This window comes from Streptomyces sp. PL-29 (assembly GCF_058344425.1).
Map to the genome: position 1 here is coordinate 5,752,800 of NZ_CP136996.1, position 26,754 is coordinate 5,779,553.

The following is a 26,754-nucleotide window of genomic DNA, read 5'->3' on the forward strand; positions in this document are numbered from 1 at the left end:
CGACGGACGACACCTACAGACCCCCCTCGCCGGCGGCCGCCCTCCGCATGTCGCGAAACACGTTCAACAGCTGGATCTCGCTCGATCCCTCGAAGATGGTCAGGGCGCGCGCGTCCCGCCAGCGCTTCTCGACGCCGTGGTCGGCCGCAATGCCGCGCCATCCGTACAACTGCAGGATCTCGTTCGAGGCGCGCACGGCGAGCTCGGTGGCGTAGTACTTCGCCATGGAGCTCTCCCGGCCGAAGGGCAGCCCCCGGTCGGCCAGCGCCGTCGCCTCGTCCAGCAGCCCCCGGGCGGCGCACAGCTCGACGTACAGCCGTCCCAGCGCCAATTGGACGTGGCTGAGGGTGTCCATGCGGTCGTCGGGGTAGACCCGGCGCTCGCCGACCCACGTGAGCGCGTCCTTGAGCATGGCGGCCACGATGCCGGCTCCGCAGGCGGCGCCGCCGATGCGGATGGTCGCGAGGAGTTCGTTCAGCAGCATCTCCCCGTCACCGGCCCCTCCGATCAGGCTGATCGGCTCCAGCGCCACGTCCCGGAAGGTGACCGAGGGCGTGGGCAGGCAGCGGAACGCGGCCTTCTCGATGTCCTCGCCCACGGTCACGCCGGGAGCGTCCCGCGGTACGGCGAAGAAGGACAGGCCACGTTTGCGGTTGTCGATCACCGTGTTGGCCAGGACGATGAACACGTCGGCGACGGTCCCGTTGCCGGACATGCACTTGCCACCGTTGAGCAGCCACCCCGAATCCGTCCGGACGGCACGGGTGGTGGCCGCCAGCAGGTTGGAGCCGTTCTCGGGCTCGGTGAGCCCGAGCGCCGCGTAGCCGTTGTCCTTCAGGAGCCGGGTGACGAAGAGCTCCTTCTGCTCCGGCGTGCCGGCGGCGACCACCGGGTGCAGCGCGCCGCGGTTGAACACCAGGGTCCAGGTCATCCCCGGACAGACCGCGGACAGTTCCCCGATGACGTGGCCGAACTCCGTGTACGAGAGCCCGGCGCCGCCCAGCTCCTCCGGAAAGGCGGCGTTGAGGATGCCCTCGGCGGCGGCCCGTTCGTGGACCGCCGCGGGGAACTCCCGTTCCTCGTCGCACCGTCGCACGTGCGGGGCCATCACCTCGTCGGCGAACGTACGGAAGGTCTGTTTCCACTCTGATCGACTGCGAGATTCTTCCACGGCCATCCTAAGGAACGGTGATGACGAACTTGCCGATGTTGGCACGGTTGCGGAGCCCCTCGATCGCCTGCGCGGCGTCCTCGAAGGCGAAGACGCCGCCCACCGAGGGGCGGAGGACCGCTGTGTCGACCAGCTCGACGAGGCGGTCCATCAGGGGCCGCAGCCGGGACGGATCGCGCGCCAGCGCGCCGACGTTGACGGTGCAGAAGGAGCGGCTGCTCATGAACAGGTCACGGCCGTCCACGGCCAGGTCGAGCACACCCGCCGCCCCGATCTCCACGAAGCGGCCCCCCGCCCGCAGCAGCTCCAGGCCGCGGCCCACGGCGTCGCCGGAGAGCGAGTCGACGACCAGGTCGAGGCCCTGCTCGGGGGAGAGCTCCCGGACGGCGTCGGCGAAGTCGGCCTCCGCATAGTTGATCGGGTGGTGGACGCCCAGGGCCCGCAGGTGGTCCAGCTTGGCCTCCGTGCTCGCCGTGCCGAACACCGTGGCTCCGTGGTGCAGCGCCAGCTGCACGCATGCCGTGCCGGTCGCACCGGCTGCGGCCTGGACGAGCACCCGATCACCCGGTCGCACCCGCGCCTCCCGCTCCAGGCAGGCGATGGCGGTGAGACCGCTGATCAGCACGGCGACCGCGTCGGCGGCGCCGACCCCTGGGGGCAGCGGGGCCACCGTGTACGCGGCCGTCGTCACACGGGCCGCGTAACCCCCCTGCGGGGTCAGCGCGATGACCGGGTCGCCGGGGCGGACGTGCTCCACACCCTCACCCACCGCGTGGACGACACCGGCCACCTCGTGTCCGGGCACGAACGGGGGAGCCGACAGGAACGGGTGGAAACCCGTGGTCGCCAGTACGTCGATGAAGTTGACTCCGACGGCCCGCACGTCGATGACCACCTCGTCCGGCGCCGGCTTGCGCACCGGCACGTCCCGCAGCCGCATGCCGAGCCCCGACGGGCCGGCGGCGATCACGTAGCCGGGGACGGTGCTGTGCCGCTCCGGTTCCGCCAGGGTGACCTCCTGCGCGCCCTGCCCGGTGACCGCTGACCGCGGCTCCGGCCGCTCGGGCTCCGCGGGCGTCGGTCCCAGCAGACCGTCCAGGTGGAGCCCCGCGGCCTCCACCGTCCGGTGGTTGAACAGGAACGTGGCCGGCAGCTCCAGCCCGAAGTGGGCGCCGATCCGGCGGGTGAGGGACACCGCCAGCAGAGAGTCGACGCCGAGGCGGTCCAAGCGCGCCGAGGTGTCGATCTCGGCGGGGGAGCGGCGCAGGGATCGAGCCAGCTCCGCCCGTACGAAGTCCGCTGCCGGACCGGCCGGGCCCTGCGCCCGCGCGGCCTGCGCCCGCGGCGTGACCGCAGTCCCGCCCCGCCCGCGGTTGAACCGGTCCACCAGTCCTTCGGCGACCTCGTCGCCCACGTCCAGGACCGCCAGCTGGAGGTGCGAGCCGCCCAGGGTCTGCAGGAACGCGGCCGCGCCCGCCTCCGGGGACATCGGGTGCAGCCCCGACTCCAGGAGCCGGAGCCGGTACTTGGGGTCGGCGACCATTCCCCGTTCCGCCCACGGCCCCCAGTTGACCGTCCGCACCGGCGTGCGGCGGCTGCGTACGGTGCCGGTCAGCGCGTCGAGCGTGGCGTTGCCTGCGGCGTACGCACACTGGCCGGCCGTCACGAACAGGCTGGCCAGGGAGGAGAACAGCACGATGAAGTCCAGGTCCTCCGACGCCACCGCGTCGATGAGGATGCGGGCGCCGTGCTCCTTCGGCCCGATGACGGCGTTCATGCGCTCGGACGACGTGGCCTCCAGGAGCGCGTCGTCGAGCACGCCCGCGGTGTGGATCACGCCGTGCAGGGCCCCGAAGCGGCGCAGCGTCTCCTCCAGCGCACGCCGTACCGCGGCCGCGTCGGTCACGTCGGCCTGGAGGTAGAGCAGCCGTCCGCCGGCCGCGTCGACCGCCTCCGCCAGCTGCGGGTCCACCTCCGCCCGGCGTCCGGTGAGCACCACCCGCGCGCCCGCCTCCCGGGCCAGCGTCACCGCGAGGGTGGAACCGAGCCCGCCCTGGCCGCCCGTGATCCAGTAGACCCCGCCGGGCCTGAGGCCGGCCTCGGCGGATGCGGGCTCGACCGGGGTCAGGGACGGGACGGTGCGCTCCCCGTGCCGGTAGCGGACGCAGAACGCGCCGGCCGGCGTCGCGAGTTCCGCGGCGATGTCCCGGGCGAGTTCCCGGGTCCCCAGTTCCTCGGGCTCGACCCGGATCGCCCGCCCGGACCAGCCCACGGCCTCCTGCTCCAGGGCGCGCAGCAGCGGGGGCAGCGCGACGTCACCCGTCACCAGCGCCAACTCGCGTTGTACGGCGGCCCCGTCGCGCGCCACGGCCCGCAGGAACGACAGGAACGCTGCGCGTTCGGGCTGGACGACGAGAAGCCGCGCCCGCTGCGGCAGGGACGTGAGGAATCCGGCCGCGTCCTCCCCCTCGGGCAGCGGCGCGACGGTGCACTCGGCGCCGTCCCGGCGCAGCTCCTCCACGAGCGCCGCGCTCCGGCCGGTTTCCCCGGTCAGGAGCACGACGGGGGTGCCCGCGGCGGTCGTTCCGGCCGTGCCGGTCTGCGACGACCGCGGCTGTGGCCGCTCGTCCACCGCGAAGAAGCGCAGGGAGTGCCGGTCGCCCATCCGCTTCAGGGATACGCCCGTGAACCGTACGAGGACCCGGCCGTCGGGATCGATCACCGTCACGTCGCAGTCGAAGGTGTCGGCGTCCGCCGCGGGTTCACCGCGCAGTCGCACGTGGGCGAAGGCGGGACCCGACCAGGGGGCGAGGACGTCGACCCGGCCGTAGCCGAACCCCACGAAGGTGCCGTCGGCGCCGCCGTCCAGCGACAGCCCGGCGATGGACTGCATCGCCCCGTCCGCGGCGTCCGCGGGCAGCGACCGGCCCAGGGTGTGCGGGGACGGCGGCGCGAGCCCGGCCAACAGCTCCCCCTCACCCCGCCACATCCCGGTCACCATCCGCATGGTGTCCCCGTAGGAGAGCCCGGATGCCGCCAGGTGCTCGTACAGGGCGCCGGGCTCGACGCGCTGCGGGCAGCGCAGCCGGATCGCGGACAGGTCGGCGGCCTCCGGGGCCGGCGGGGTCTCGGACCACGTGGCGCAGAGGTGCTCCTGCCACGCGGAGTCCCGGTCGCCGGCCGCCCGGCTCTCCACCGACAGGTAGGGCTCGTTCCCCGCGCGCACCCGCCGCGAGACCCGCACGTGCCGGGCCTCTCCCTCGGCGACCGCCAGCGGGTTCGTCACCAGTACGCCGCTGAGCCCGTGGCCGCCGGTCCGGTCCGGGCCGAGTTCCTCCAGTGCCGCGTCGAGCATCCATGCGGCGGGCGCGATGGCCCGCTCCCGCACGCGGTGGTCCCGGACCACCGGTAGCGACCCGGTGACCAGTGTCCCCTCCGACCGCGGGGCTTCGGGCTCCACCCAGTGCTCCTGGCGCTGCCAGGGGTATGAGGGAAGCCGTGTGCCCGGGCGGGGCCGGCCGCCGAAGAAGGCCGACCAGTCGATGTCGCATCCGGCCTCGAACAGCGCGGCGACCGCTTCGTAGGGGGCGCGGACCTCCTCGCGCCGCATGGCCGGGACGGCGGCCGCCGGGCGGTCCTCGTCCTCCAGGCACTCGGTCACCGACACCGACAGCAGCGGGTGCGGGCTCATCTCCAGGAACACCCGGTGACCGGCCGCCCCGGCGGTGCGGACGGCGTCGGCGAACAGCACCGGCTCGCGCAGGTTGCGCCACCAGTAGTCCGCGTCCAGCGCGTTCGTGTCGAGGAGCCCACCGGTCAGGGAGGAGTGGAAGGCGGCGGTCGAGGCGCGTGGCGACAACCCGGACAGCTCGTCGGTGAGGTCCTCCCGCAGGTCCTCCAGCAGCGCGCAGTGCGAGGCCACGTCCACCTTGATCCGCCGGCAGAACACGCCCCGGGCGTCCATGGCGGTCACGAAGGAGTCGACGGCTCCGGTCTCCCCGGACACCACCGTCGTGACCGGCCCGTTGTGCGCGGCGAGCGAGAGCCGGTCCCCGTACGGCTCCAGGGCCTTGCGCACGTCCGACACCGGGAGCGAGACCAGCGCCATGGCGCCCCGGCCCCGGTGGCGCATCATCAGGGCGCTGCGCCGGCAGATGATCCGGGCCGCGTCCTCCAGGCGCAGCGCGCCCGCGACGTGGGCCGCCGCCACCTCGCCCATGCTGTGGCCGACCACACCGGCGGGCCGGACGCCCCACGACCGGAAGAGCGCCGCCAGGGCGACCTGCATCGCGAAGAGCGCCGGCTGGACGACGTCGATGCGCTCCAGCAGCGGGGCGGCGGCCTCGCCGGTCAGGACCTCCCGCAGCGACCAGTCGACGTACGGTGCGAAGGCCTGCTCGCAGCGCGAGACGGCGAGGTCGAAGGCGGGCTCCGTCTCCAGCAGGGCTCTGCCCATCCCGAGCCACTGCGCGCCCTGCCCCGGGAACACGAAGACGACGCCGGCGTCGTCCGGGACGGCCCGCGCGGCCGTGAACGGCTCGCGCAGCCGGGCCAGGAGCTCGCCGGGGTCCGCGAAGGCGAAGGCGGCGCGGAACTCCCGCCCGCGGGGCCCGCCCCGTCCCCGCAGCAGCGTCGCCGCGGCCGTACCGCGGGCCAGCTCGCGCGCCTCCACCCCGGCGGCCCACGCCGCGTGCCGGGCGGCCTGCGCGTGCAGCGCCGCCTCGGTGGCGGCCGACAGGGCCAGGAGCCGCACGGGTCGTCCCTCGCCCGTGGGCCCTTCCGGCTCGGGGGAGGGGGCGGGCGCGGGGCCGAGCACCGCGTGCGCGTTCGTGCCGCCGAAGCCGAAGGAGCTGACGCCGGCGAGCCCGAGCTCCTCGGGCGACTCCAGATGCCGCAGCGAGGACTGGACGCGCAGGCCGAGTCCGTCGAAGTCGATGTCCGGGCTCGGTTCGGCGCAGTGCAGGGACGCCGGGAGGGCCCGGTGCTCGAAGGAGAGCGCCAGCTTGATCAGCCCGGCGATGCCCGCCGCTGCCTCCAGGTGGCCGAGGTTCGTCTTCACCGAGCCGACCGCGCACGGTCGGTCGGCGGCCCGCCCCTGGTTCAGTACGGTGCCCAGCGCGGCCGCCTCGATCTGGTCGCCGATCGCCGTGCCCGTCCCGTGCGCCTCGACGTAGCCGACCTCCGACGGCCGGGCACCCGCGGCTGCGAGCGCGTGGCGTACGACGTCCTCCTGTGCCCGGCGGCTGGGCGCCAGCAGGCCGTTGGTCCGCCCGTCGGAGGTCACCGCGGAGCCGCGGACCACCGCCGAGACGCGGTCCCCGTCGCGCAGTGCCGCGCTCAGCGGTTTGAGGACGACGGCGCCGGCGCCCTCGCTGCGCACGTAGCCGTCGGCCCGCGCCGAGAAGGCCTTGCAGCGGCCGTCGGGCGCCATGACGCCCGAGTGGTCGAAGGCCTCGGTGACGGCCGGGGTCAGGATCACGTTCACGCCGCCGACGACGGCCAGGCCGCACTCACCGCGCCGGATCGCCTCGCACGCGAGGTGGACGGCGACGAGGGACGAGGAGCAGGCGGTGTCGACGGACAGGCTCGGGCCGCGCAGGTCGAGTACGTAGGAGAGCCGACCCGCGGCGACGGACGCGGCTCCGCCGAGCAGGGAGTAGGCGTCTGCGGAGGGCGAGTCCGTCAGGACGCCGCGGTAGTCGGAGCTGGAGATGCCGACGAAGACACCGGTGTCCGAGCCGGCCAGGCCGTACGGGTCGATCCCGGCGTCCTCGACGGCCTCCCAGGCGACTTCCAGCATGAGTCGCTGCTGGGGGTCGATCCGGGCGGCCTCGTGCTCGCCGATGCCGAAGAAGTCGATGTCCAGGCCGCCGACGCCGCTCAGGAAGCCTCCGACGCCGCCGCGGCCGGTGCCGCCGTTCCCGCGGCCCCAGCGGGCGAACCTGTCGTCGGGCACCCGGCCGATGGCGTCCACGCCTCGTTCGAGCAGGTCCCAGAAGGCCTCGGGGCCGTCGGCCCCGGGGAAGCGGCATCCCATGCCGATGATCGCGATCGGTTCGTCGCGGGCCGGGCCGGCGTCGGCTCGGCGTGGTGCGGTGGGGCCGCCCCGGACGGGGTGCCTGCCCTGGAGGTGGTCCAGTATCTCCCTGAGCGTCGGGAATTCGTACGCGACCGTCGGCGAGACCCTTCGGCCCAGCAGCGCGCCGAGTTCGCCGGCCAGCGCCACCGCGTCGATCGACGACAAGCCGTAGGCGGCCAGCGGTTCGTGGACCGATATCTCGTCCCCCGAAGCCCTGCGGGTCAGCTCGGCGATGCGCCGGCGCAGCCAGGCCTCCAGCTCGGTGTCCTTCATATGCTCCCCCTGTGTCGTGCTGTCGTGCGGGTCAGTGCTGCGCTCGCGCGTTCCACGGAGACCGGCCGGCCAGGTACTCCTTCCTGGTCTCGCGGCGCTGGAGCTTTCCGCTCGACGTCTTGGGCAGGGTGCCGGCGGGCAGGAGGACGACCTCGCGGACGGTCAGCCGGTGTTCCTGGGCCACCGCGCGCAGGACGGCGTCCACCACCGCCTGCCGGTCCTCCCGGTCCGGGGCCTCGCCGGCCCCGCGGCGCAGCTCGGCGGCGACCACCACCTGCTCCGCGCCGTCCGCGTCCACGCCGAAGGCGGCGACGCAGCCGGGGCGGATCGAGGGGTGCGCGCTCTCGGCGGTGCGCTCGATGTCGTGGGGGTAGTGGTTGCGGCCGCCCACGATGATGACGTCCTTGATGCGGCCGCAGACGAAGAGACCGTCCTGCGTCCGGAACCCGAGGTCCCCCGTGCGCAGGTACGGGCCCTCGTCCTCGCCGTCGGCCGGTGTCGCCTCGAAGGCTTCGCGGGTGAGGTCGGGACGCTGCCAGTAGCCGGCCGCGATGCTGTCGCCCGCGACCCAGATCTCACCGACCCGTCCCGGACCGCACCGTGTGCGGGTGCGCGGGTCGACGACGGCCACGTCCAGGGTCCGGCTGACGCCGCAGCTGACCAGGACGCGCGCCCCCGGGCTGTCGTCGGGCACGTTCACCGCGGTGCCGCGTTCGAGCGCGTCCTCGTCGAAGGCGCGAAACACCCAGGGCCGTTCGAGCGGCGCCCCGCTCACGAGCAGGGTGCTTTCGGCGAGCCCGTACACCGGAACGATGGTTTCCGGTCGGAATCCGGTGGAGGCGAATGCCTCGGAGAAACGTTTCATGGAATCGGCGCGAACGGGTTCGGCGCCATTCGTCGCGACGCTCCAGGACGAGAGGTCCAAGCGCGCGCGGTCCTCGGCGGTCACTTTTCGCGTGCACAGGTCGAATGCGAAATTGGGGGCCGCGGAAAGCGTTCCCCGGTACGTCGATATCGCGCGCAGCCAGCGCACCGGGCTCTGCAGGAACGCCACGGTCGGCATGGAAACGGAATGGATCCCCAGCATCGCCGGAACGATGATCATGGAGATCAGCCCCATGTCGTGATACGGGGGAAGCCAGCCCACGACGACCGTGGATCCGTCCATTCCGAGGGACGTGCGGATCAGGTCGGTGTTGTGGGTGAGATTGCCGTGGGTGACCATCACGCCCTTCGGCCGCCCGGTGGAGCCGGAGGTGTACTGGAGGAAGGCGACGGACTTCGGCTCCGGGGACGGCGCGGACCAGCCCGTTCCGGTCGCGTCCGCGATCGTGTCGACGGCCAGCCAGGCCGTCTCCTGGACCTCCGGGATGGTCCGCGCCGCCGGCTCGACGGCCGCCCGGATCCCGGCGGTGGTCAGTACGGCCGCGGGCTGCGCGTCCTCGGCGATGCCGGCCAGCCGCAGCAGCCCGCGGGCGCGTTGCGCGGGGTGGGGCAGGTACGCGGGCACCGCGACGACGCCCGCGTACAGGCAGCCGAAGAACGCGACGACGAAGTCCTGGCCGGGCTCGAACAGCAGGAGTGCGCGGGAGCCGGGCTCCACCCGCGCGGCGTGCAGGCTCGCGGCGACGGCCCGCGCCCTGGTGTCGAGCGCCGCGAAGGTGAGAGGGGGCTCGGCCTCCTCGCCGTCGGGCAGGAAGGTGAACAGCGGGTGGTCCGGTATGCGGAGCGCGTGCGCGCGGACGGCATCGACCACCGTCTCGTAAGGGAGTGGTTCGGAAAGCATTCTCAGCCTCATTCGGTGCCGGATCGGCTGCTCCCGCCGGGTGCGGGCCGACGGGCGGGACGGCGAAAGCGACGCACGGCGCCGGTGTCCTCCGCGGTGGCTCCTGCAATGTGGGGGCTCGGCGGAGCGCCGCATGGAAAGGGTCAAAGCTGAATGGGGAGTACTGGGCAGTACTGGCCCAAACCTTAGGTTGACCCTCGCTGCTCGGTCAACTCACATTGAATGGCCGGAAGTTGGCAGAAACTCCGGGCTACCCGAGCGATTTCGGCCAGCATCGGCCGGGGTGGAAATGGTGGAAGGGCGGCACCTGATGCGTCCGATCGGGGACGACGGCATCGGACCCCGAACGGCCGCCGTCGAAACGTGCTGCGCGAAAACGATCGCTTCGGGCGGGGGCATCCTGCCAGTCCGGCTCGATATCTTCTCAGCGCCACCGTGGATTACGCACCCGCCGCGGGCGCGAGCCGAGGAGCCTTCCCCGGGACCGCGGAGCGACCGCCCCGTGAGCCGGCGGCCCGCCCGTACGGCCGGTACGGCCCGCCCCGGCCAGGGTTCCGGGGCTGCGGCCCCGGCCGGGCACCCCGCACCGCCCCGCCGGGACGGCGGTGGGCCGAGCGGCCGTGCCCCCCGGCGCTTTCGGGTGACATCGCCGCTCCGCTTCGGCCACCGCACGCCCCGCGGGGACGAGCATCGCAGGCGGCCGGACGTGCTCCGGCGACCAGCCGCCGATCAGACCCGGCACCGCGACAGGGCGGCCCCGGGCCGCCGCCGGGAGACCCCGTGTACGTCCTGCTCGTCGCGAGCGCGTTCAACAGCCTCACCCAGCGAGTCCACGCCGAGCTGCGCGACCACGGCCACCGGGTGGCCGTCGAACTGGCCCTGCCCGACGCCCCCCTGGGCGACGCCGTGCGCCGCCACCGGCCCGACCTCGTCCTCGCGCCGATGCTGCGCACTGCCATCCCCGAGGACGTCTGGGCCGCGTACACCTGCCTCGTCCTCCACCCGGGACCGGTGGGCGACCGCGGCCCCTCCTCCCTCGACCACGCCGTCCAGGACGGCGAGACCCGGTGGGGGGTCACGGTCCTCCAGGCCAACGCCGAGATGGACGCCGGGGACGTCTGGGCCACCGCCGACTGCCCGGTACCCCCCGTCGGCAAGAGCGACCTCTACCGCGGCGAGATCGCCGACGCCGCGCTCGCGGCCGTCCTGCTCGCCGTCGAGCGCTTCGCCTCCGGCACGTACCGCCCGCGCCCCCAGGCGGCCGGCCGGGCCCGGCCGGCCGTGCGCGGACACGACCGTCGGATCGACTGGGCCGCGGACGGCACCGAGCGCGTCCTGCGCCTGCTGCGCGCCGCCGACTCGCAGCCCGGAGTACCCGACCACCTGCTCGGCGCCGACTGGTACCTGCACGGCGGCCACCGTGAGGACGGCCTGCGCGGCCGCCCCGGCGAGCTGCTCGCCACCCGGTCCGGGGCCGTCTGCCGGGCCACCGCCGACGGTGCCGTGTGGATCCCCGAGCTGCGCGCCCCCCGGGTGGCGGGCCGGCCCGCCACCCCCCGGCTGCCCGCGACCCTCGCCCTCGCGGACCGGCTCGACCGGCTGCCCCCGCTCCCCGAACTCCCGGCCCCACCCGACGCCGGCCCGTACCGCCCCGCCTGGTCCGACATCGGCTACCACGAGGAGGGGCAGACCGGCTTCCTGTCGTTCTCCTTCCCCGGCGGCGCCATGAGCACCACGCACTGCCGCCGGCTGCTCGACGCGTACCGGACCGCCTGCACCCGCCCCACCACGGTCCTGGTCCTGGGCGGCGGCCGCGACTTCTTCTCCAACGGCATCCACCTGGGCGTCATCGAGGCCGCCGCGGACCCCGCCGAGGAGTCCTGGGCCAACATCAACGCCATGGACGACCTGGTCGAGGCGGTCCTGACGACCACCGACCGGCTCGTGGTGAGCGCGCTCGGCGGCAATGCCGCCGCCGGCGGCGCCATGCTGGCCCTCGCCGCCGACGAGGTCTGGTGCCGCACCGGCGTCGTCCTGAACCCGCACTACCGCCTGATGGGCCTGTACGGCTCCGAGTACTGGACGTACACCCTGCCCCGCCGGGTCGGCCCAGCCCTCGCCGACCGCCTCACCACCGAGGCACTGCCCCTGAGCGCCGCCGCCGCGCACCGGCTCGGACTGGTCGACCGTACGGTCCCCTGCGCGCCCGGAGACTTCCCCCGCGAGACGCAGTGCCTCGCGGTCCGTCTCGCCGCCGTGCCCGCCACCGCGTCCCGGATCGCTGCGAAGAAGGCCGCACGCGAGCGCGACGAGGCGCGGCGCCCACTGGCCGCCCACCGGGAAGACGAGCTGGCGCGGATGCGGCGGACCTTCGACGACCCGCACGCCTCCTACCACGCGCTGCGCCGTGCCTTCGTCCGCAAGGAGCGCCCGGCGGCGACCCCGCGCCACCTCGCCCGCGCCGCCGCGGACCGGCGCGGCGTCACTGGACTGGCCGAACCGGACGCGGCACCCGGCCCCCGCAGCTGTTAGCAAGAAACGTGGGGCCGAGGCGGACCGCCTCCGCGCCCCGCCCCTTCCACATCCTGATCCCCTCCCCGAGGAGGCAGCGCATGGCCGCAGCGACGAAGGACCCGGTCGAAGACCCCGTGGTCCACATCCTCTGGATCAACGCGGGTCTGAGCTGCGACGGCGACTCCGTGTCCCTGACGGCGGCGATGCAGCCGAGCATCGAGGAGATCGTCACCGGCACCCTGCCGGGACTCCCCAAGATCGCCGTTCACTGGCCCCTGATCGACTTCGAATGCGGTCCGGTCGGCGGTGCGGACACGTTCATCGAGTGGTTCTTCAAGGGCGAGCGCGGCGAGATCGATCCGTTCGTCCTCGTCGTCGAGGGCTCGATCCCCAACGAGTCGATCAAGCCCGAGGGCTACTGGTGCGGGTTCGGCGACGACCCGGCGACCGGTCAGCCCATCACCACCAGCGAGTGGATCGACCGGCTGGCCCCCAAGGCCCTCGCCGTCGTCGCCATCGGTACCTGCGCCACCTACGGCGGCATCCACGCCATGGAGGGCAACCCGACCGGCGCCATGGGCGTGCCCGACTACCTGGGGTGGGACTGGAAGTCCCGGGCCGGCATCCCCATCGTGTGCGTGCCGGGCTGCCCGATCCAGCCGGACAACTTCTCGGAGACGCTCACCTACCTGCTCTACCAGGCGGCGGGATCGGCCCCGATGATCCCCCTCGACGACAAACTGCGCCCCACCTGGCTGTTCGGTGCGACCGTGCACGAGGGCTGCGACCGCGCCGGCTACTACGAGCAGGGTCAGTTCGCCCAGACCTACGACTCCCCGAAGTGCCTGGTCAAGCTGGGCTGCTGGGGACCCGTCGTGAAGTGCAACGTTCCCAAGCGCGGCTGGATGAACGGCATCGGCGGCTGCCCCAACGTCGGCGGCATCTGCATCGCCTGCACCATGCCCGGCTTCCCCGACAAGTTCATGCCCTTCATGGACGAGCCCCCCGGTGCGAAGGTCTCCGTCACCGCGAGCGGGGCCTACGGGGCCCTGATCCGCAAGCTCCGCTCCGTCACGGCCCACACCGTGGACGAGGAGCCGAAGTGGCGGCGCAGCGGCCGCAGCCTGACCACGGGCTACCGCCCGCCCTGGTGACGGGCCGCGCGCCCCGCACCCCTCCCGCAGACAGCGCCCGGAAACGCACCGCACGCACCGCACCCCCCGCACGCACCGAAGAAGGGTCACGGCAGACACGATGGCACCGAACACGAAGGCGGCCGGAGACGGCAGCGGCCTGGTGGAGATGGCCTGGGATCCGATCACCCGGATCGTCGGCAGCCTCGGCATCCACACGAAGATCGACTTCAAGCAGAAGCGCGTCGCGGAGTGCTACAGCACCTCCTCGGTCTTCCGCGGCTACAGCGTCTTCATGCGCGGGAAGGACCCCCGCGACGCGCACTTCATCACCAGCCGCATCTGCGGGATCTGCGGCGACAACCACGCCACCTGTTCCGTCTACGCGCAGAACATGGCCTACGGGGTGAAGCCGCCGCACCTCGGCGAATGGATCATCAACCTGGGCGAGTCCGCCGAGTACATGTTCGACCACAACATCTTCCAGGAGAACCTGGTCGGGGTCGACTACTGCGAGAAGATGGTCCGCGAGACCAACCCCGGCGTCCTGGAGCTGGCCGAGCGGACCGAGGCCCCGCACGCGGGCGACCACGGCTACCGCACCATCGCCGACATCATGCGCTCCCTCAACCCCATCGAGGGCGAGTTCTACCGCGAGGCCCTCCAGGTCAGCCGCTACACGCGCGAGATGTTCTGCCTGATGGAGGGGCGCCACGTGCACCCCTCCACGCTCTACCCGGGGGGCGTCGGCACCGTCGCCTCGGTACAGCTCTTCACGGACTACATGAGCCGCCTCATGCGGTACGTCGAGTTCATGAAGCGCGTCGTCCCGCTCCACGACGACCTGTTCGACTTCTTCTACGAGGCCCTGCCCGGCTACGAGGAGGTCGGCCGCCGCCGGGTGCTGCTGGGCTGCTGGGGCGCGCTCAACGACCCCGAGCACTGCGACTTCACCTACGCCAACATGACCGACTGGGGACGCAAGATGTTCGTCACCCCCGGCGTCGTCGTGGACGGCAAGCTCGTCACCAACGACCTCACCCAGATCAACCTGGGCATCCGCATCCTGCTCGGCAGCTCGTACTACGACGACTGGGAGGGCAAGGAGCAGTTCGTCACGCACGACCCGCTCGGCAACCCGGTCGACCCCCGCCACCCGTGGAACCAGCACACCATCCCGGCACCGCAGAAGCGCAACTTCGACGACAAGTACAGCTGGGTGATGTCACCGCGCTGGTTCGACGGCAAGGACCACCTCGCCCTCGACACCGGCGGCGGCCCCATCGCCCGCCTGTGGTCCACGGCCCTCTCCGGCCTCGTCGACGTCGGCTACGTCCAGGCCACCGGCCACAGCGTCGTCATCAACCTGCCCCGCACGATGACCAAGCCCGAGACCCGCTTCGAGTGGAAGATCCCGAAGTGGAGCAACGCGCTGGAGCGCAACCGCGCCCGCACCTACTTCCAGGCGTACGCGGCCGCCATCGCCCTGCACTGCGCCGAGAAGGGCCTCGCCGAGGTCCGTGCCGGACGCACCCAGACCTGGGAGAAGTTCGAGGTGCCGGACGAGTCCATCGGCGTCGGCTTCACCGAGGCCGTCCGCGGCGTCCTCTCGCACCACATGGTGATCCGCGACGGCAAGATCGCCAACTATCACCCGTACCCGCCCACGCCATGGAACGCCAGTACCCGCGACACCTTCGGCACGCCCGGACCGTACGAGGACGCCGTGCAGAACACCCCGATCTTCGAGGAGAACACCCCGGAGAACTTCAAGGGCATCGACATCATGCGCGCCGTGCGCAGCTTCGACCCCTGCCTGCCCTGCGGCGTCCACATGTACGTCGGCGGCGGCAAGACCGTCAAGACGATGCACGTTCCCACCGGCCTGAGCGGACTGGGCGGATGAGCGCGGCCGTCGACGCCCGGGAGGCGGGCCGCCGCGTCGAGGAGGTCCTCGACCGGCTGGCCGCCACCGGGGACCGCGAGGCGTGCGCGGCCGCCGAGGAACTGGTGCGCGTACTCATGGAGTTCTACGGCGCGGGCCTGGCCCGGATCGCCGCGAAGCTCGGCGACGGCCCACTGGCCGCCGCCGCGGACGACGAACTCGTCGCGAGCCTGCTCTCCCTGCACGGCCTGCACCCCCAGGACGTCCACACCCGGATCGCCCGAGCCCTGGCCGGCGCACCCCAACCGGTGGAAATGATCGGCTTCGACGAGGCCACCGGCGTCCTGCGGCTGCGCCCCGCGGCCGCTCCCACCGGCTGTGGCTGCGGCCCCGGCGGCGAGGAGGCCGGGCGGCGGACGCTGGAGGACACCCTGACCTGCTTCGCCCCCGAGGTCACCGGGGTGGAGATGGAGCCCGCCCCGGCCCCGCAGCCCGCACTCCTGCAGATCGGCACCCGGCCGCCCAGCCCGGCGCGGGTTCCGTGACCGGGCCCGCCGTCGGCGCGGGCGGCCCGCGCGGGCTGCGCCGGTTCACCGCCCCGCGCCCGCCGGAGCCCGAAACCTGCGAGCTGTGCGGGGTGGCGGTGCCCCCGGACGGGCACCGCCACCTGGTGGAGACCGAGAAGCGGACACTGGTCTGCGCCTGCACCGCCTGCGCGCTGCTGTTCGACCGGCCCGGCACCCGGACCGGCCGCTACCGCGCCGTCCCCGACCGCTACCTGACCGACCCCGGCCACCGGCTCGACGCCGGGGTGTGGGAACGCCTCCAGATCCCCGTCGGCGTCGCCTTCTTCTTCCGCAACGCCGCACTGGACCGGCTGGTCGCCCTCTACCCCAGCCCCGCGGGGGCGACCGAGAGCGAACTCGATCCGCAGACCTGGCAGCAGGTCCTCGACGGCGGGCCGCTGGCCGCCCTTCTCGAACCGGACACGGAAGCGCTCTTCGTGCACCGCTGGGAAGGGCGCTCCGGCTGCTACCTCGTGCCGATCGACGTCTGCTACGAACTGGTGGGCCGGATGCGGATGCTGTGGCAGGGCTTCGACGGAGGAGCCGAGGCACGGGCCGCGCTCGGCGCCTTCTTCGACGAGGTCGAGCGGCGCGCCCGGCCCGTGGCCGCCGCGGCCCCCGCGGGGGACCGGTCATGACGGGCTTCGCGTTCACCTGCACCGGCGTGCGGGCCGACCCGTACGCCGCCGGCCCCACCCTCGTCTTCCGGCTGCGCGTCACCGCCGACCCGGACACCCGCGTGCACGCCCTCGCCCTGCGCTGCCAGATCCGCATCGAACCGGCCCGGCGCGGCTACGGCCCGGCCGAGGCGGAGGGCCTCGCCGACCTCTTCGGCGAACGCTCCCGCTGGGGAACCACGCTCCAGCCCGTGCAGTTCGCCCAGGTGCCGGTCATGGTGCCGGGCTTCACCGGGGAGACCGAGACGGACCTGGTCGTGCCCTGCACCTACGACATGGACATCGCCGCGACCCGGTACTTCGAAGCCCTCCGGGACGGCGAAGTCCCGCTGCTCATGCTGTTCTCCGGCACCGCCTTCACCGGCGACGGGGGCTTCCGGGTCGAGCCGGTGCCCTGGGACCGCGAAGCCGCGTACCGGATGCCGGTGGCCGTCTGGCGGGAGATGATCGAGCAGCACTTCCCCGGCTGCGGCTGGCTCCGGCTGCCCGCGGACCTGATGGCCGACCTGCTCGCCTACCGCTCCCGCCACGCGCTCGCCTCCTGGGAGGCGACCGTACGCGCGCTGCTGGGCGCCTCCGATCCCGCACCCCCGCCCCCGCCCGGGACCGTCCGGCCGGGTGGGCTGCGGCCCCGCCTCACCGAGAGGACGGCCCCGTGACCGCGACCACCACCGCCGCGGACCCCCGCTTCGCCGCCGCCCGTCAGGTGGCCGACGCCGTCCTCCTCGAAGGGTACGTGCTCTACCCCTACCGGGCCTCCGCCGCCAAGAACCGGATGCGCTGGCAGTTCGGCGTCCTCGTGCCCCCCGCGTGGGGCCCCGCGCACGGCGAGCACGCCTTCCAGCGGACCGAGGTACTGATGGAGCCGAAGGGTGACGCGACGCTCGCCCTGGAGCTGCGTTTCCTGCACGCGCAGCGGCGCACGGTCCAACAGGCCCGGGACGACGGCGGCTTCGACGACGTCGACGAGCTGCACCTGGCCGACCGGGTCCTCGTGCCCTGGGACGAAGGAACCGAGGAACACGTCGAACTGGCCGTCCCCGTCAGCGGGCTGACCGGCGACGGCGTCACCGTCCCGTTCACCCGCCCCGCACGCGACGACATCGAGACCGTCCTCGACGCCGACGGGCGGACGGCGGGCCGCCTGGTACGGCGCACCGAGCCCCTCGAAGGCGTACTGCGACTGCGCGCCGTGGAACTCGACGGCGCCTACCGGGTGTTCCGGCTCACCGCCGTCGTGGAGAACACCAGCCCGTGGACCCCCGCGGCGGGGACCGGGGCCGACCGCGAGGCCGCCCTGCCCCGTTCACTGGTCGCCGCCCACCTCCTGCTGGGACTCGACTCCGGTTCCTTCCTCTCCATGACCGACCCGCCCGAATGGGCCCGGGAGGCCGTCGCCGCCTGCGCGAACCGCCACACCTGGCCGGTGCTCGCCGGTGAGGCGGGCCGCGCCGACGTCGTCCTGTCCTCCCCGATCATCCTGGAGGACCACCCGGCCATCGCGCCCGAGAGCGCGGGCGCCATGTACGACGCCACCGAGATCGACGAGATCCTGGCCCTGCGCACGGCGGCCCTGACCGACCAGGAGAAGCGCGAGGCCCGCGGCACCGACGCCCGGGCGGCCGCGGTCGTCGACCTCGCCGACTCCCTGCCCCCCGAGGTGTTGGAACGGCTGCACGGAGCGGTGCGCTCCCTGCGCGAGGTCACCGGCCCGCACCTTTCGGAAGAGACCTCCGGGGATCCCCGACGAGGAGGCGCTGTTCAAGCCGGACACCCCCTGGTGGGATCCGGCCGGCGCCGACCCCGCCGGCCCGGCCCCGGACCGGGATCACGATCGACGGAGCCCCCGTCGGCCCCGGCAGCCGCGTCCTGCTGCGCCCCGGACCGCGCCGCACCGACGCCCAGGACCTCTTCCTCCACGGCCGCTCCGCCCTGGTCGAAGCCGTCCTGCACGACGTCGACGGGGGAGTGCACCTCGCCGTCACGGTGGAGGACGACCCCGGCGCCGACATCCGCCGGGAACAGGGCCGCTTCCTCTACTTCCAGCCCGACGAGGTCACCCTGCCGGAGGACGCGTGAACCCCAGGGTCCTGATCGCCGGCATCGGCAACGTCTTCCTCGGCGACGACGGCTTCGGAGTGGAGACCGTACGCGCCCTGTCCGCCCACCCGCTCCCCGACGGGGTCGAGGTGGTGGACTTCGGCGTGCGCGGGGTCCACCTCGCCTACCAGCTCCTCGACGGTTACGACACGCTCGTCCTGGTCGACGCCACCGCCCGCGGTGGCGAACCGGGCACCCTGTACCTCATCGAGGTGCAGCCGGGCACCGGTACGGCGGCCGCGACCGCAGACGGCACACCGGACTCGGGACCCGGCGAAGGGCCCGCACTCGACGGCCACCAGATGTCGCCCGACACCGTCCTCGCACTCCTGGACACCCTGTGCGCCGGGACCGGCGCCACCCCGCCGCGGCGCACGCTGGTCCTCGGCTGCGAGCCCGGCTGCGTCGAGGAGGGCATCGCGCTGAGCCCGCCCGTGGCCGCCGCCGTACCGGAGGCCGTCCGCATGGCTCTCGACCTGCTCGACCTGCCGGCTCCCGACGAAGCCGGCGCACCCCGCCGTGAACTGAGGAGAACCCCATGAAGAAGGCCGTCATCAGCGGGGCCGCTGCCGCCGCCCTCGCCGCCGTCGTGCTCCAGGTCCTTCCCGACCTCAGGCGCTACCTGCGCATGCGCAGGATGTGACGCCGGATGGCGCCGCGCCCCCGCCGAACGGCGTACGGGCGGCGCGGCGCACCGGCGTGCCCGACGGCCGCAGCTCCGTACCGCCGGTGTAATGAGCCCCGGCAGGACGGAGTCCGATGCACGAGATGTCGATCGCCATGGCCGTCGTGGGCCAGGTGGAAGAAGCCGCCGGGGCGGCCGGCGCGCACGCCGTCACGTCCGTGCGGCTCAAGGTGGGCGAGTTGGCGGGCGTGGTGCCCGACGCACTGGCCTTCTGCTTCGAACTGGCCTGTGCCGGAACACTGCTCGCGGGAGCCGAACTCGTCACCGAACCCGTGGCGGCCCGTGCCCGCTGCGCGGCCTGCCCCGGCACCTGGGCCGTGGGGATGCCTCCTGAGCTGTGCTGCCCCGGATGTGGCAGGGCCGCGGACGTCGAACTGCTCTCGGGCCGCGAGCTGGAGATCCTCAGCGTCCGCTGGGAGGACGGCCCCGCCGGTGCCCGTACCCGCGAACCGATTCCCGAGGAGGCTTGAACCATGTGCCGAGTGGTCGATCTGCGGCAGGCGGTACTCGCCAAGAACGACGACGCCGCCCGGGCCCTGCGCACCGGGCTCGCCGCCCGCGGCACGACGGTGGTCAACCTGCTCTCCAGCCCCGGCAGCGGCAAGACCGCGCTCCTTGAGCGCGAGCTGCTCCTGGCGCGTGAACGAGCGGTGCCGGTCGCGGCGCTGACCGCGGACCTGGCCACCGAGAACGACGCCCGTCGGCTGGCCCGTTCGGGCGTTCCGGTCAGGCAGGTGCTCACCGACGGGCTGTGCCACCTGGAGGCCGGGATGCTCGGCCGGCACCTGGACGGCTGGCTGCCCGAGGACACCCGGATCCTCTTCGTGGAGAACGTGGGGAACCTGGTCTGCCCCGCCGGTTACGACCTGGGGGAGTCGCTGCGCGTGGTGCTCGCCTCGGTGACCGAGGGCGAGGACAAGCCGCTGAAGTACCCGACCGCCTTCGGACTGGCCCAGCTGGTGGTCGTCACCAAGACCGACATCGCGCAGGCCGTCGAGTTCGACGAGGCCGCCTTCCGCGCCAACGTCGAACGCGTCAACCCCGGTGTGGAGATCGTCATGACCTCGGCGCGCAAGGGCGAGGGCCTGGGGCTCCTGCTGGACCGGGCGCTCGCGGCCGGCGACGGGACCAGGACGCACACTCCGGTGATGGCCCGCCGGCAGCAGGCACAAGCACAGGCACAAACCCAGGACCAGAACCAGGACCGCGGACACCTGCACGGCCACGGCCACGACCACGGCCACGGCCACGACCACGGGGCCGACCACCATCACCACCACGGGCCCGGCCACACCCACGGGCCCGACCACGAACACCCGCACGCCCAGCCCGCCGCCCAGCCCCGCTGATGGAGTCGGTCCAGCGCCGGCGCGTCATCGTCCGCGGCGTGGTCCAGGGGGTCGGCTTCCGCCCCTACGTCTACACGCGCGCGACCGGCCTCGGCCTCACCGGACACGTCACCAACACCCCTGAAGGCGTCGTCGCCGAGGTCGAGGGCGCCCCGGCCGCCGTCTCGCGGTTCTGCGAGCACCTCGCGGCGGACGCGCCCCCGCTGGCCGTCGTGGACGCGGTCGACCACCACGAGGTCCCCGTCGCGGGCGGCGCCGGATTCACCATCGTCGCCTCCCGCACCGGCGGCCCCGCCCGGACGCTCGTCTCCCCGGACGTGGCCACCTGCGCCGACTGTCTCGCCGAGCTCGCGGACCCGGCCGACCGGCGCCACCGGCACCCCTTCATCACCTGCACCCACTGCGGACCGCGTTTCACCATCGTCACCGGGCTGCCCTACGACCGCGCGCACACCACCATGGCCCGCTTCCCCATGTGCCCCGACTGCGCCCGCGAGTACGGCGACCCCGCCGACCGCCGCTTCCACGCCCAGCCCGTCGCCTGCCCGGCGTGCGGGCCCCGGCTGGCCCTGCTCACCGGGCGGCCGCCCCGCCCCGCCCCGGACGAGGACCCGATCGCCGGGGCCCGCCGGCTCCTGGCGGCCGGGGCGATCGTCGCCGTCAAGGGCCTGGGCGGCTACCACCTCGCCTGCGACGCCACCCACGCGGGTGTCGTGGCCGAGCTGCGCCGCCGCAAGGCCCGCGGCGACAAGCCCTTCGCCCTGATGGTGCGGGACATCCGCGACGCCGAACGGTACGCGCACGTCGGCCCCGAGGAGCGCGCCCTGCTCGAAGGCGGGGTACGGCCCATCGTGCTGCTGCGCCGCCGTGCCGCCGCCGCGGTCTGCGAAGGCGCGCCCGGCGTGCTCGCCGAAGGAGTCGCCCCGCGCTGCCCCGACCTTGGCGTGATGCTCCCGTACACCCCGGTCCACCACCTGCTGCTCGGCCTGCCGGGAGACCCGCCGGGCCCCCGCACGCTGGTCATGACCAGCGGGAACCTCGCCGGTGAGCCCATCGTCACCGACGACGAGGAGGCGCTGGAGCGGCTCGCCGGGATCGCCGATGCCTGGCTCACCCACGACCGGCCCGTCCACGTTCCGTGCGACGACTCCGTGGTGCGGGTCTGCGACGGCGAGACGCTGACCGTACGGCGCGCCCGCGGCTACGCCCCACTGCCGGTGCACCTGCCCCTGCCGGTTCCCGCGACCCTGGCGGCGGGCGGCGACCTGAAGAACACCTTCTGCCTCGGCGAGGGACACCGGGCCTGGCTGTCCGCGCACATCGGCGACATGGACGACCTGGCCACCCAGTACGCCCTCGAACGCGCCGAACGCCAGCTGGAGTCCATCACCGGCGTCAGCCCCGCCCTCCTCGCGGCGGACCGGCACCCGGGCTACCGCTCCGCCCGGTGGGCGCGGCGCACGGCCGGAGCCCGGCCGCTGGTGCGGGTGCAGCACCACCACGCGCACATCGCCTCCACCCTCGCGGAACACGGCCTGGACGGCGAGCACCCCGTGATCGGCGTCGCCTTCGACGGCACCGGCTACGGCGACGACGGCGCCGTGTGGGGCGGCGAGGTCCTCCTCGCCGACTACGCCGGCTACAGCCGCTTCGCCCACCTCGGCTACGTGCCGCTGCCCGGCGGCGACGCGGCCGTGCAGCGCCCGTACCGGATGGCCCTGGCCCACCTGCGGGCCGCCGGCCTGGCCCGCACCCCGGACCTGCCGTGCGTCGCCGCCTGCCCGCCCGACGAACTGCGGGTACTGGAACGCCAGCTGGAGCGGGGCCTGAACTGCGTCCCCACCTCCAGCATGGGGCGGCTCTTCGACGCCGTCTCCTCACTGGCGGGCGTCTGCCACCACGCCGGATACGAGGCACAGGCCGCGATCGAGCTGGAGGCCGCGGCCCTCGGGGCCCCCGCGGTCGGCCCCGGCTACGCCTTCGGGCTGCGCGTCCCGGAGCACCCCGGCGCCGGCCCGGTCGTCGCCGACCCGGCGCCGCTGTTGACCGCCGTCGTCGCCGACGTACGCGCGGGCACGGACCCGAGGCTGGTCGCCGGCGGCTTCCACGCGGCCGTCACCGCCCTCGTCACCGAGCTCTGCGCACTCGCCCGCGAGCGGCACGGCCTGGACACCGTCGCGCTGACCGGCGGCGTCTTCGCCAACACCCTGCTGTCCTCCGCGTGCGCCCACGCCTTGCGGGCCCGCGGGTTCACCGTCCTGCGCCACGGCCGGGTCCCCCCGAACGACGGCGGGTTGTCCCTCGGCCAGCTCATGGTGGCGGCGGCCGCCGCCCCGGAGCAGCAACCGCACCACCCACAGCGAGGAGAAGCCCATGTGCCTGGCGGTACCCGGCAGAGTGCTTGACATCGGGGAGAAGGACGGCACCCGCATGGCTACCGTCGATTTCGGCGGCGTCCAGAAGGAGGTGTGCCTGGAGTACCTGCCGGACCTGCGGGTCGGCGAGTACGCCATCGTCCACGTGGGCTTCGCCCTCCAGCGCCTCGACGAGGAGTCGGCCCGGCAGACCCTGGCCCTCTTCGAGGAACTCGGCATGCTCCAGGAGGAGTTCGGCGACCCGTGGGAGCAAGCGGCCGCCCAGGCCGGGGCTGACTCCCCCTGGCCGTTCGCCGACGGCCCCTTCGCCGACGGCCCCCTCGCCGGAGAGACCACCGCACCCCAGCACACCCAGGAGGAAGGCCGGTCGTGAAGTACATCGACGAGTTCCAGGACCCCGCCCTCGCGCGCCGACTGCTCGACGACATCCACGCCACGGTGACCCGGCCCTGGGCCCTCATGGAGGTCTGCGGCGGCCAGACCCACACCATCATCCGGCACGGCATCGACCAACTCCTGCCAGAACAGGTCGAGTTGATTCACGGGCCGGGCTGCCCGGTGTGCGTCACCCCGCTGGAGGTCATCGACAAGGCGCTGGAGATCGCCTCCCGCCCCGACGTGATCTTCTGCTCCTTCGGGGACATGCTCCGGGTCCCCGGCACCGGCCGCGACCTGTTCCAGGTGCGCAGCGAGGGCGGGGACGTACGCGTCGTGTACTCCCCGCTGGACGCCCTGCGCGTCGCACAGGACAACCCGCGGCGCCAGGTGGTGTTCTTCGGCATCGGCTTCGAGACCACCGCCCCGCCCAACGCCATGACGGTCCACCAGGCGAAGAAGCTCGGCATCCGCAACTTCAGCCTGCTGGTCTCCCATGTCCGGGTGCCCCCGGCGATCGAGGCGATCATGAAGTCGCCGAGCTGTCGCGTCCAGGGCTTCCTGGCCGCCGGGCACGTGTGCAGCGTGATGGGCGTCGGCGAGTACCCGGAGCTGGCCGAGCGCCACCGCGTACCCATCGTGGTCACCGGATTCGAGCCGCTGGACATCCTGGAAGGCGTGCGCCGGGCCGTGCGGCAGCTGGAGCGCGGCGAGCACACCGTCGAGAACGCCTACGCGCGCGCCGTCCGCCCCGAGGGCAACCCGGCGGCCCTCGCCATGCTGGAGGACGTCTTCGAGGTCACCGACCGGGCCTGGCGCGGCATCGGCGTGATCCCGGACAGCGGATGGCGGCTGTCCGCGCGCTACCGCGACTTCGACGCCGAACACCGCTTCTCGGTCAGTGGCATCGACACCCGAGAGTCCGCCGAGTGTCGCAGCGGCGAGGTGCTCCAGGGGTTGCTGAAGCCGCACGAGTGCGAGGCCTTCGGCACCCTGTGTACCCCGCGCAGCCCGCTCGGCGCCACCATGGTCTCCAGCGAGGGGGCCTGCGCCGCGTACTACCTCTACCGGCGGCTGGAGCTCGGGACCGCTCCCGCGGCCGCGACCACCCCGCTGGAGGCGAGCCCCGTTGTCTGACACCGGTACCACCCTGGACATCACGGGCTGGACCTGCCCGGCCCCGCTGCGCGACCGCCCGCGCGTCGTGATGGGCCACGGCGGCGGCGGCGCACTCTCCGCCGAGCTGGTCCAGCACCTCTTCGCCCCCGCCTTCGGCGGAGACGTGCTGGCCCAGATGGGGGACTCGGCCGCCGTCCGGCTCGGGGGCGTCCGGCTGGCCTTCTCCACCGATTCCTACGTGGTGCGCCCGCTGTTCTTCCCCGGAGGCTGCATCGGCGACCTCGCGGTCAACGGCACCGTGAACGACCTGGCCATGAGCGGGGCGCGCGCGGCCTACCTGTCCTGCGGATTCATCCTGGAGGAGGGCGTCGGGATGCCCGTGGTCGCGCGGGTGGCCGAGGCCATGGGCGCCGCCGCCCGGGCGGCGGGCGCGGAGATCGCCACCGGCGACACCAAGGTCGTCGAGGCGGGCCACGGCGACGGCGTCTACATCAACACCGCGGGCATCGGCATCATCCCCGACGGGGTGGACCTGCGTCCGCAGCGGGTCGTACCGGGCGACGTCGTGATCGTCAGCGGCGGGATCGGCCTTCACGGAGTGGCGATCATGAGCGTCCGGGAGGGCCTGGAATTCGGCGTGGACGTCGAGAGCGACTGCGCCGCCCTGGGCGGTCTGGTCCAGAGCATGCTCGCCGTCACCCCCGACCTGCACGTCCTGCGCGACCCCACCCGGGGCGGCCTCGCCGCCTCGCTGAACGAGATCGCGGCCGCCTCCGGCACCGGTGTCGTGATCCACGAGCGCAGCGTCCCGGTGCCCGAAGCAGTTGCCAACGCGTGCGCGATCCTCGGCCTCGACCCGCTGTACGTGGCGAACGAGGGCAAGCTGGTGGCCTTCGTTCCGCGCGAGCACGCCGAGGCCGTACTGGACGCCATGCGCGCCCACCCGCTGGGCCGCGACGCGGCCGTCGTCGGCGAGGCCGTGGAGGCCCACCCGGGCCTGGTGGTGGCCCGTACCGCGCTCGGCGGCACCCGCGTGGTCGACCTCCCGATCGGCGAGCAGCTGCCGCGCATCTGCTGACGACGCACCCGGGCCGTTCCGGACCCGCCGTACCGGACTCGCCGGCGGGCGAGTCCGGTACGGCGGTGGGCCGGCTGCCGGGCGGGCCGGGTCAGCGGTCGTCCCGCATGTCGTCGAGGTCCCGCTCGTCCAGGTCCCGCATCACGTCCCGCATCGTCGCGTCCTCGCGTCCCCGCTCGTGCGCGATCTCGTCCGGGGAGCGCGGCCGGCCGCCCGTCCTCATCCGGCCCGGATCCGGCGACCGCCCCCGGATCCGCGCCTTGTGCCCGCTGTCCGGCGTACGGCTCTTCCTGTCACCCGTGTCACCACCCATGACCGCTCACACCCCTTCCGTGCGCGCTGGTCCCCACCCTGCGGCTACCCCTCCGGCGCCGCCCAAACCCGAGGGCGGTAGCTGCGCGGCCCGGTGCGTACGCCGAGCCCGCCGCCGGCACCATCGCGGGCGCGGTGACGACGCGGAGGCCGTCACCGACGCGGTACGCCGCTGCGCGGAAGCCGGGGTCGCCGAGCACCTACCCGGGCCGGACGAAGGCCTCGGCAGCGGTGCCGTCCGGCAGGGCGGGGACGGGGACGGAGGCGGGCCGGGCCCGGGTGCGGAAGGTACGGCGGTAGGTGTCCGGTGGGACGCCCACCGTCCGGGCGAAGTGGCGGCGCAGGGTGGTGGCCGTGCCCATGCCGGTGGCCGCCGCGATGGTGTCGACGGTGTCGTCGGTGGTCTCCAGCAGCTCCTGCGCATGCCGGATGCGCTGGGTGAGCAGCCACTGGAGCGGAGTGGTGCCGGTCACCGACCTGAAATGGCGCCCCAGGTGGCGTGAGCTCATCCCGGCCTGACGGGCCAGGTCCTCCACCGTGAGCGCCTGGTCCAGCCGCTGCAACACCCAGGGGAACAGGCGGGCCAGGGGATGGCTGCCGGGAGCGGGCACGGGAGTGGTCACGAACTGCGCCTGGCCCCCGTCACGGTGCGGGGGGACGACCAGGCGTCGGGCGATCGTGTTGGCGACGGCCGAGCCGTGGTCGAGGCGCACCAGGTGCAGGCAGAGGTCCATGGCGGCGGCCTTGCCCGCGGAGGTGAGCACGCTCCCGTTGTCGACGTAGAGCACGTCGGGATCCACCGTGACCCGGGGGTGGCGCCGGGTCAGCTCGTCGGTGTGCGCCCAGTGCGTCGTCGCGAGCCGGCCGTCGAGGAGGCCTGCGGCGGCGAGCACGAAGGCGCCCGTGCACAGCGAGGCCACCCGGGCCCCCGCCTCGTGCGCCGCCCGTACGGCGTCCACGAGCTCGGCGGGCGGCTCCCGGTCCACGTCGGCCCAGCCGGGGACGATCACGGTGTCGGCCGTCCGGAGCCGGTCGAGCCCGTGATCGGGGAGGAGGCGGAAGCGGTCGACCTGGACGGCGCTCGGACCGCAGAGCGCGAAGTCGTACCAGGGGTTGACGATATGGGTCAGATCGGAGCCGAAGACCTCGATCGCCAGGGACAGTTCGAAATGCAGCATGCCGTCGGTGATGGCCAGCGCAACAGTGGTCACGTCCGGAAGTGTACGGGTCATGTCGTTCCGGACACTCGTGGGCCGGGTGGCTCCGCGCGAGGATCT

At 73.7% G+C, this 26,754-nt stretch carries 19 protein-coding genes and 1 pseudogene; 15 read left to right on the forward strand and 5 right to left on the reverse strand.

Going from position 1 to position 26,754, the window contains the following annotated elements; genetic code table 11:
• Positions 1-13: 13 nt before the first annotated feature.
• Genes R4Z63_RS26390 through R4Z63_RS26400 form a run of 3 tightly spaced genes read right to left on the reverse strand, consistent with a single transcriptional unit; the run spans position 14 to position 9,309 of the window.
• Complete coding sequence (locus R4Z63_RS26390; protein ID WP_172671249.1) at positions 14-1,171, reverse strand: acyl-CoA dehydrogenase family protein; 1,158 nt, start codon at positions 1,169-1,171, stop codon at positions 14-16.
• A gap of 7 nt (positions 1,172-1,178) precedes the next feature.
• Positions 1,179-7,523: an SDR family NAD(P)-dependent oxidoreductase gene (locus R4Z63_RS26395; RefSeq protein ID WP_384447224.1), complete on the reverse strand. Its 6,345-nt coding sequence runs from the start codon at positions 7,521-7,523 to the stop codon at positions 1,179-1,181.
• Positions 7,524-7,554: 31 nt separating this feature from the next.
• Positions 7,555-9,309, reverse strand: coding sequence for a fatty acyl-AMP ligase (locus R4Z63_RS26400; RefSeq protein ID WP_384447226.1), 1,755 nt, complete (start codon positions 9,307-9,309; stop codon positions 7,555-7,557).
• A gap of 780 nt (positions 9,310-10,089) precedes the next feature.
• Between R4Z63_RS26400 and R4Z63_RS26405 the strand changes: the two genes are divergently transcribed.
• The 15 genes and pseudogenes from R4Z63_RS26405 to hypE all read left to right on the forward strand — a co-directional run bounded on the left by R4Z63_RS26405 (position 10,090) and on the right by hypE (position 25,165).
• Entirely contained in the window at positions 10,090-11,841 is a 1,752-nt protein-coding gene (locus R4Z63_RS26405; protein WP_386504479.1) for an enoyl-CoA hydratase-related protein, read from the forward strand.
• Between the two features lie 80 nt (positions 11,842-11,921).
• Positions 11,922-12,977, forward strand: a complete 1,056-nt coding sequence (locus R4Z63_RS26410) for an NADH-quinone oxidoreductase subunit B family protein (RefSeq protein ID WP_384447230.1) — start codon at positions 11,922-11,924, stop codon at positions 12,975-12,977.
• A 100-nt stretch (positions 12,978-13,077) separates the two neighbouring features.
• A complete protein-coding gene (locus R4Z63_RS26415) occupies positions 13,078-14,862 on the forward strand; it encodes a nickel-dependent hydrogenase large subunit (RefSeq protein WP_037915593.1) in 1,785 nt (594 codons plus the stop codon).
• Positions 14,859-15,386 carry a NifU-related iron-sulfur-binding protein gene (locus R4Z63_RS26420; RefSeq protein ID WP_037915596.1) on the forward strand — a complete coding sequence of 176 codons (528 nt, stop codon included), beginning with the start codon at positions 14,859-14,861 and terminating at the stop codon, positions 15,384-15,386. The genes R4Z63_RS26415 and R4Z63_RS26420 overlap by 4 nt, the downstream gene beginning before the upstream one ends.
• The gene (locus R4Z63_RS26425; protein WP_384447234.1) at positions 15,383-16,045 is read left to right on the forward strand and encodes a DUF5947 family protein; all 663 of its coding nucleotides are present in this window, start codon (positions 15,383-15,385) and stop codon (positions 16,043-16,045) included. The genes R4Z63_RS26420 and R4Z63_RS26425 overlap by 4 nt, the downstream gene beginning before the upstream one ends.
• Complete coding sequence (locus R4Z63_RS26430) at positions 16,042-16,743, forward strand: DUF6084 family protein (protein ID WP_037915599.1); 702 nt, start codon at positions 16,042-16,044, stop codon at positions 16,741-16,743. Before R4Z63_RS26425 ends, R4Z63_RS26430 begins: the two co-directional genes overlap by 4 nt.
• A pseudogene (locus tag R4Z63_RS26435) lies at positions 16,740-18,163 on the forward strand (hypothetical protein). Before R4Z63_RS26430 ends, R4Z63_RS26435 begins: the two are co-directional and overlap by 4 nt.
• The gene (locus tag R4Z63_RS26440) at positions 18,160-18,726 is read left to right on the forward strand and encodes a hydrogenase maturation protease (protein ID WP_384447238.1); all 567 of its coding nucleotides are present in this window, start codon (positions 18,160-18,162) and stop codon (positions 18,724-18,726) included. The pseudogene R4Z63_RS26435 and the gene R4Z63_RS26440 overlap by 4 nt, the downstream one beginning before the upstream one ends.
• On the forward strand, positions 18,723-18,827 hold the full coding sequence (locus tag R4Z63_RS26445; RefSeq protein WP_384447240.1) for a DUF6893 family small protein: 105 nt from the start codon (positions 18,723-18,725) through the stop codon (positions 18,825-18,827). The genes R4Z63_RS26440 and R4Z63_RS26445 overlap by 4 nt, the downstream gene beginning before the upstream one ends.
• 116 nt (positions 18,828-18,943) lie before the next feature.
• Positions 18,944-19,339, forward strand: a complete 396-nt coding sequence (locus tag R4Z63_RS26450; RefSeq protein WP_037915606.1) for a hydrogenase maturation nickel metallochaperone HypA/HybF — start codon at positions 18,944-18,946, stop codon at positions 19,337-19,339.
• 3 nt (positions 19,340-19,342) lie between these two features.
• The gene (gene hypB, locus R4Z63_RS26455; protein ID WP_491522601.1) at positions 19,343-20,218 is read left to right on the forward strand and encodes a hydrogenase nickel incorporation protein HypB; all 876 of its coding nucleotides are present in this window, start codon (positions 19,343-19,345) and stop codon (positions 20,216-20,218) included.
• Positions 20,218-22,623 carry a carbamoyltransferase HypF gene (gene hypF, locus R4Z63_RS26460; RefSeq protein ID WP_384447243.1) on the forward strand — a complete coding sequence of 802 codons (2,406 nt, stop codon included), beginning with the start codon at positions 20,218-20,220 and terminating at the stop codon, positions 22,621-22,623. Before hypB ends, hypF begins: the two co-directional genes overlap by 1 nt.
• On the forward strand, positions 22,592-22,966 hold the full coding sequence (locus tag R4Z63_RS26465; protein WP_384447245.1) for a HypC/HybG/HupF family hydrogenase formation chaperone: 375 nt from the start codon (positions 22,592-22,594) through the stop codon (positions 22,964-22,966). Before hypF ends, R4Z63_RS26465 begins: the two co-directional genes overlap by 32 nt.
• Positions 22,963-24,105, forward strand: a complete 1,143-nt coding sequence (gene hypD, locus R4Z63_RS26470; protein ID WP_384447247.1) for a hydrogenase formation protein HypD — start codon at positions 22,963-22,965, stop codon at positions 24,103-24,105. Before R4Z63_RS26465 ends, hypD begins: the two co-directional genes overlap by 4 nt.
• A gap of 70 nt (positions 24,106-24,175) precedes the next feature.
• Positions 24,176-25,165: a hydrogenase expression/formation protein HypE gene (gene hypE, locus R4Z63_RS26475; protein WP_172671271.1), complete on the forward strand. Its 990-nt coding sequence runs from the start codon at positions 24,176-24,178 to the stop codon at positions 25,163-25,165.
• A gap of 91 nt (positions 25,166-25,256) precedes the next feature.
• On the opposite strand, the gene R4Z63_RS26480 is transcribed toward hypE, so the two are convergent.
• Entirely contained in the window at positions 25,257-25,478 is a 222-nt protein-coding gene (locus tag R4Z63_RS26480; RefSeq protein ID WP_037915616.1) for a hypothetical protein, read from the reverse strand.
• A gap of 199 nt (positions 25,479-25,677) precedes the next feature.
• Positions 25,678-26,688, reverse strand: coding sequence for a helix-turn-helix domain-containing protein (locus R4Z63_RS26485; protein WP_384447250.1), 1,011 nt, complete (start codon positions 26,686-26,688; stop codon positions 25,678-25,680).
• Positions 26,689-26,754 lie beyond the last annotated feature (66 nt).

What these genes read in the sequence shown, in the direction of transcription:
- R4Z63_RS26445 (WP_384447240.1), top strand. Translation starts at nt 18,723, where the DNA reads ATGAAGAAGGCCGTCATCAGCGGGGCCGCTGCCGCCGCCCTCGCCGCC.
- hypE (WP_172671271.1), top strand. Translation starts at nt 24,176, where the DNA reads ATGGGCCACGGCGGCGGCGGCGCACTCTCCGCCGAGCTGGTCCAGCAC.
- R4Z63_RS26415 (WP_037915593.1), top strand. Translation starts at nt 13,078, where the DNA reads ATGGCACCGAACACGAAGGCGGCCGGAGACGGCAGCGGCCTGGTGGAG.
- hypB (WP_491522601.1), top strand. Translation starts at nt 19,343, where the DNA reads ATGTGCCGAGTGGTCGATCTGCGGCAGGCGGTACTCGCCAAGAACGAC.
- R4Z63_RS26465 (WP_384447245.1), top strand. Translation starts at nt 22,592, where the DNA reads ATGTGCCTGGCGGTACCCGGCAGAGTGCTTGACATCGGGGAGAAGGAC.
- hypF (WP_384447243.1), top strand. Translation starts at nt 20,218, where the DNA reads ATGGAGTCGGTCCAGCGCCGGCGCGTCATCGTCCGCGGCGTGGTCCAG.
- R4Z63_RS26410 (WP_384447230.1), top strand. Translation starts at nt 11,922, where the DNA reads ATGGCCGCAGCGACGAAGGACCCGGTCGAAGACCCCGTGGTCCACATC.
- R4Z63_RS26420 (WP_037915596.1), top strand. Translation starts at nt 14,859, where the DNA reads ATGAGCGCGGCCGTCGACGCCCGGGAGGCGGGCCGCCGCGTCGAGGAG.
- R4Z63_RS26480 (WP_037915616.1), bottom strand. Translation starts at nt 25,478, where the DNA reads ATGGGTGGTGACACGGGTGACAGGAAGAGCCGTACGCCGGACAGCGGG.
- R4Z63_RS26450 (WP_037915606.1), top strand. Translation starts at nt 18,944, where the DNA reads ATGCACGAGATGTCGATCGCCATGGCCGTCGTGGGCCAGGTGGAAGAA.
- R4Z63_RS26400 (WP_384447226.1), bottom strand. Translation starts at nt 9,309, where the DNA reads ATGCTTTCCGAACCACTCCCTTACGAGACGGTGGTCGATGCCGTCCGC.
- R4Z63_RS26430 (WP_037915599.1), top strand. Translation starts at nt 16,042, where the DNA reads ATGACGGGCTTCGCGTTCACCTGCACCGGCGTGCGGGCCGACCCGTAC.
- R4Z63_RS26395 (WP_384447224.1), bottom strand. Translation starts at nt 7,523, where the DNA reads ATGAAGGACACCGAGCTGGAGGCCTGGCTGCGCCGGCGCATCGCCGAG.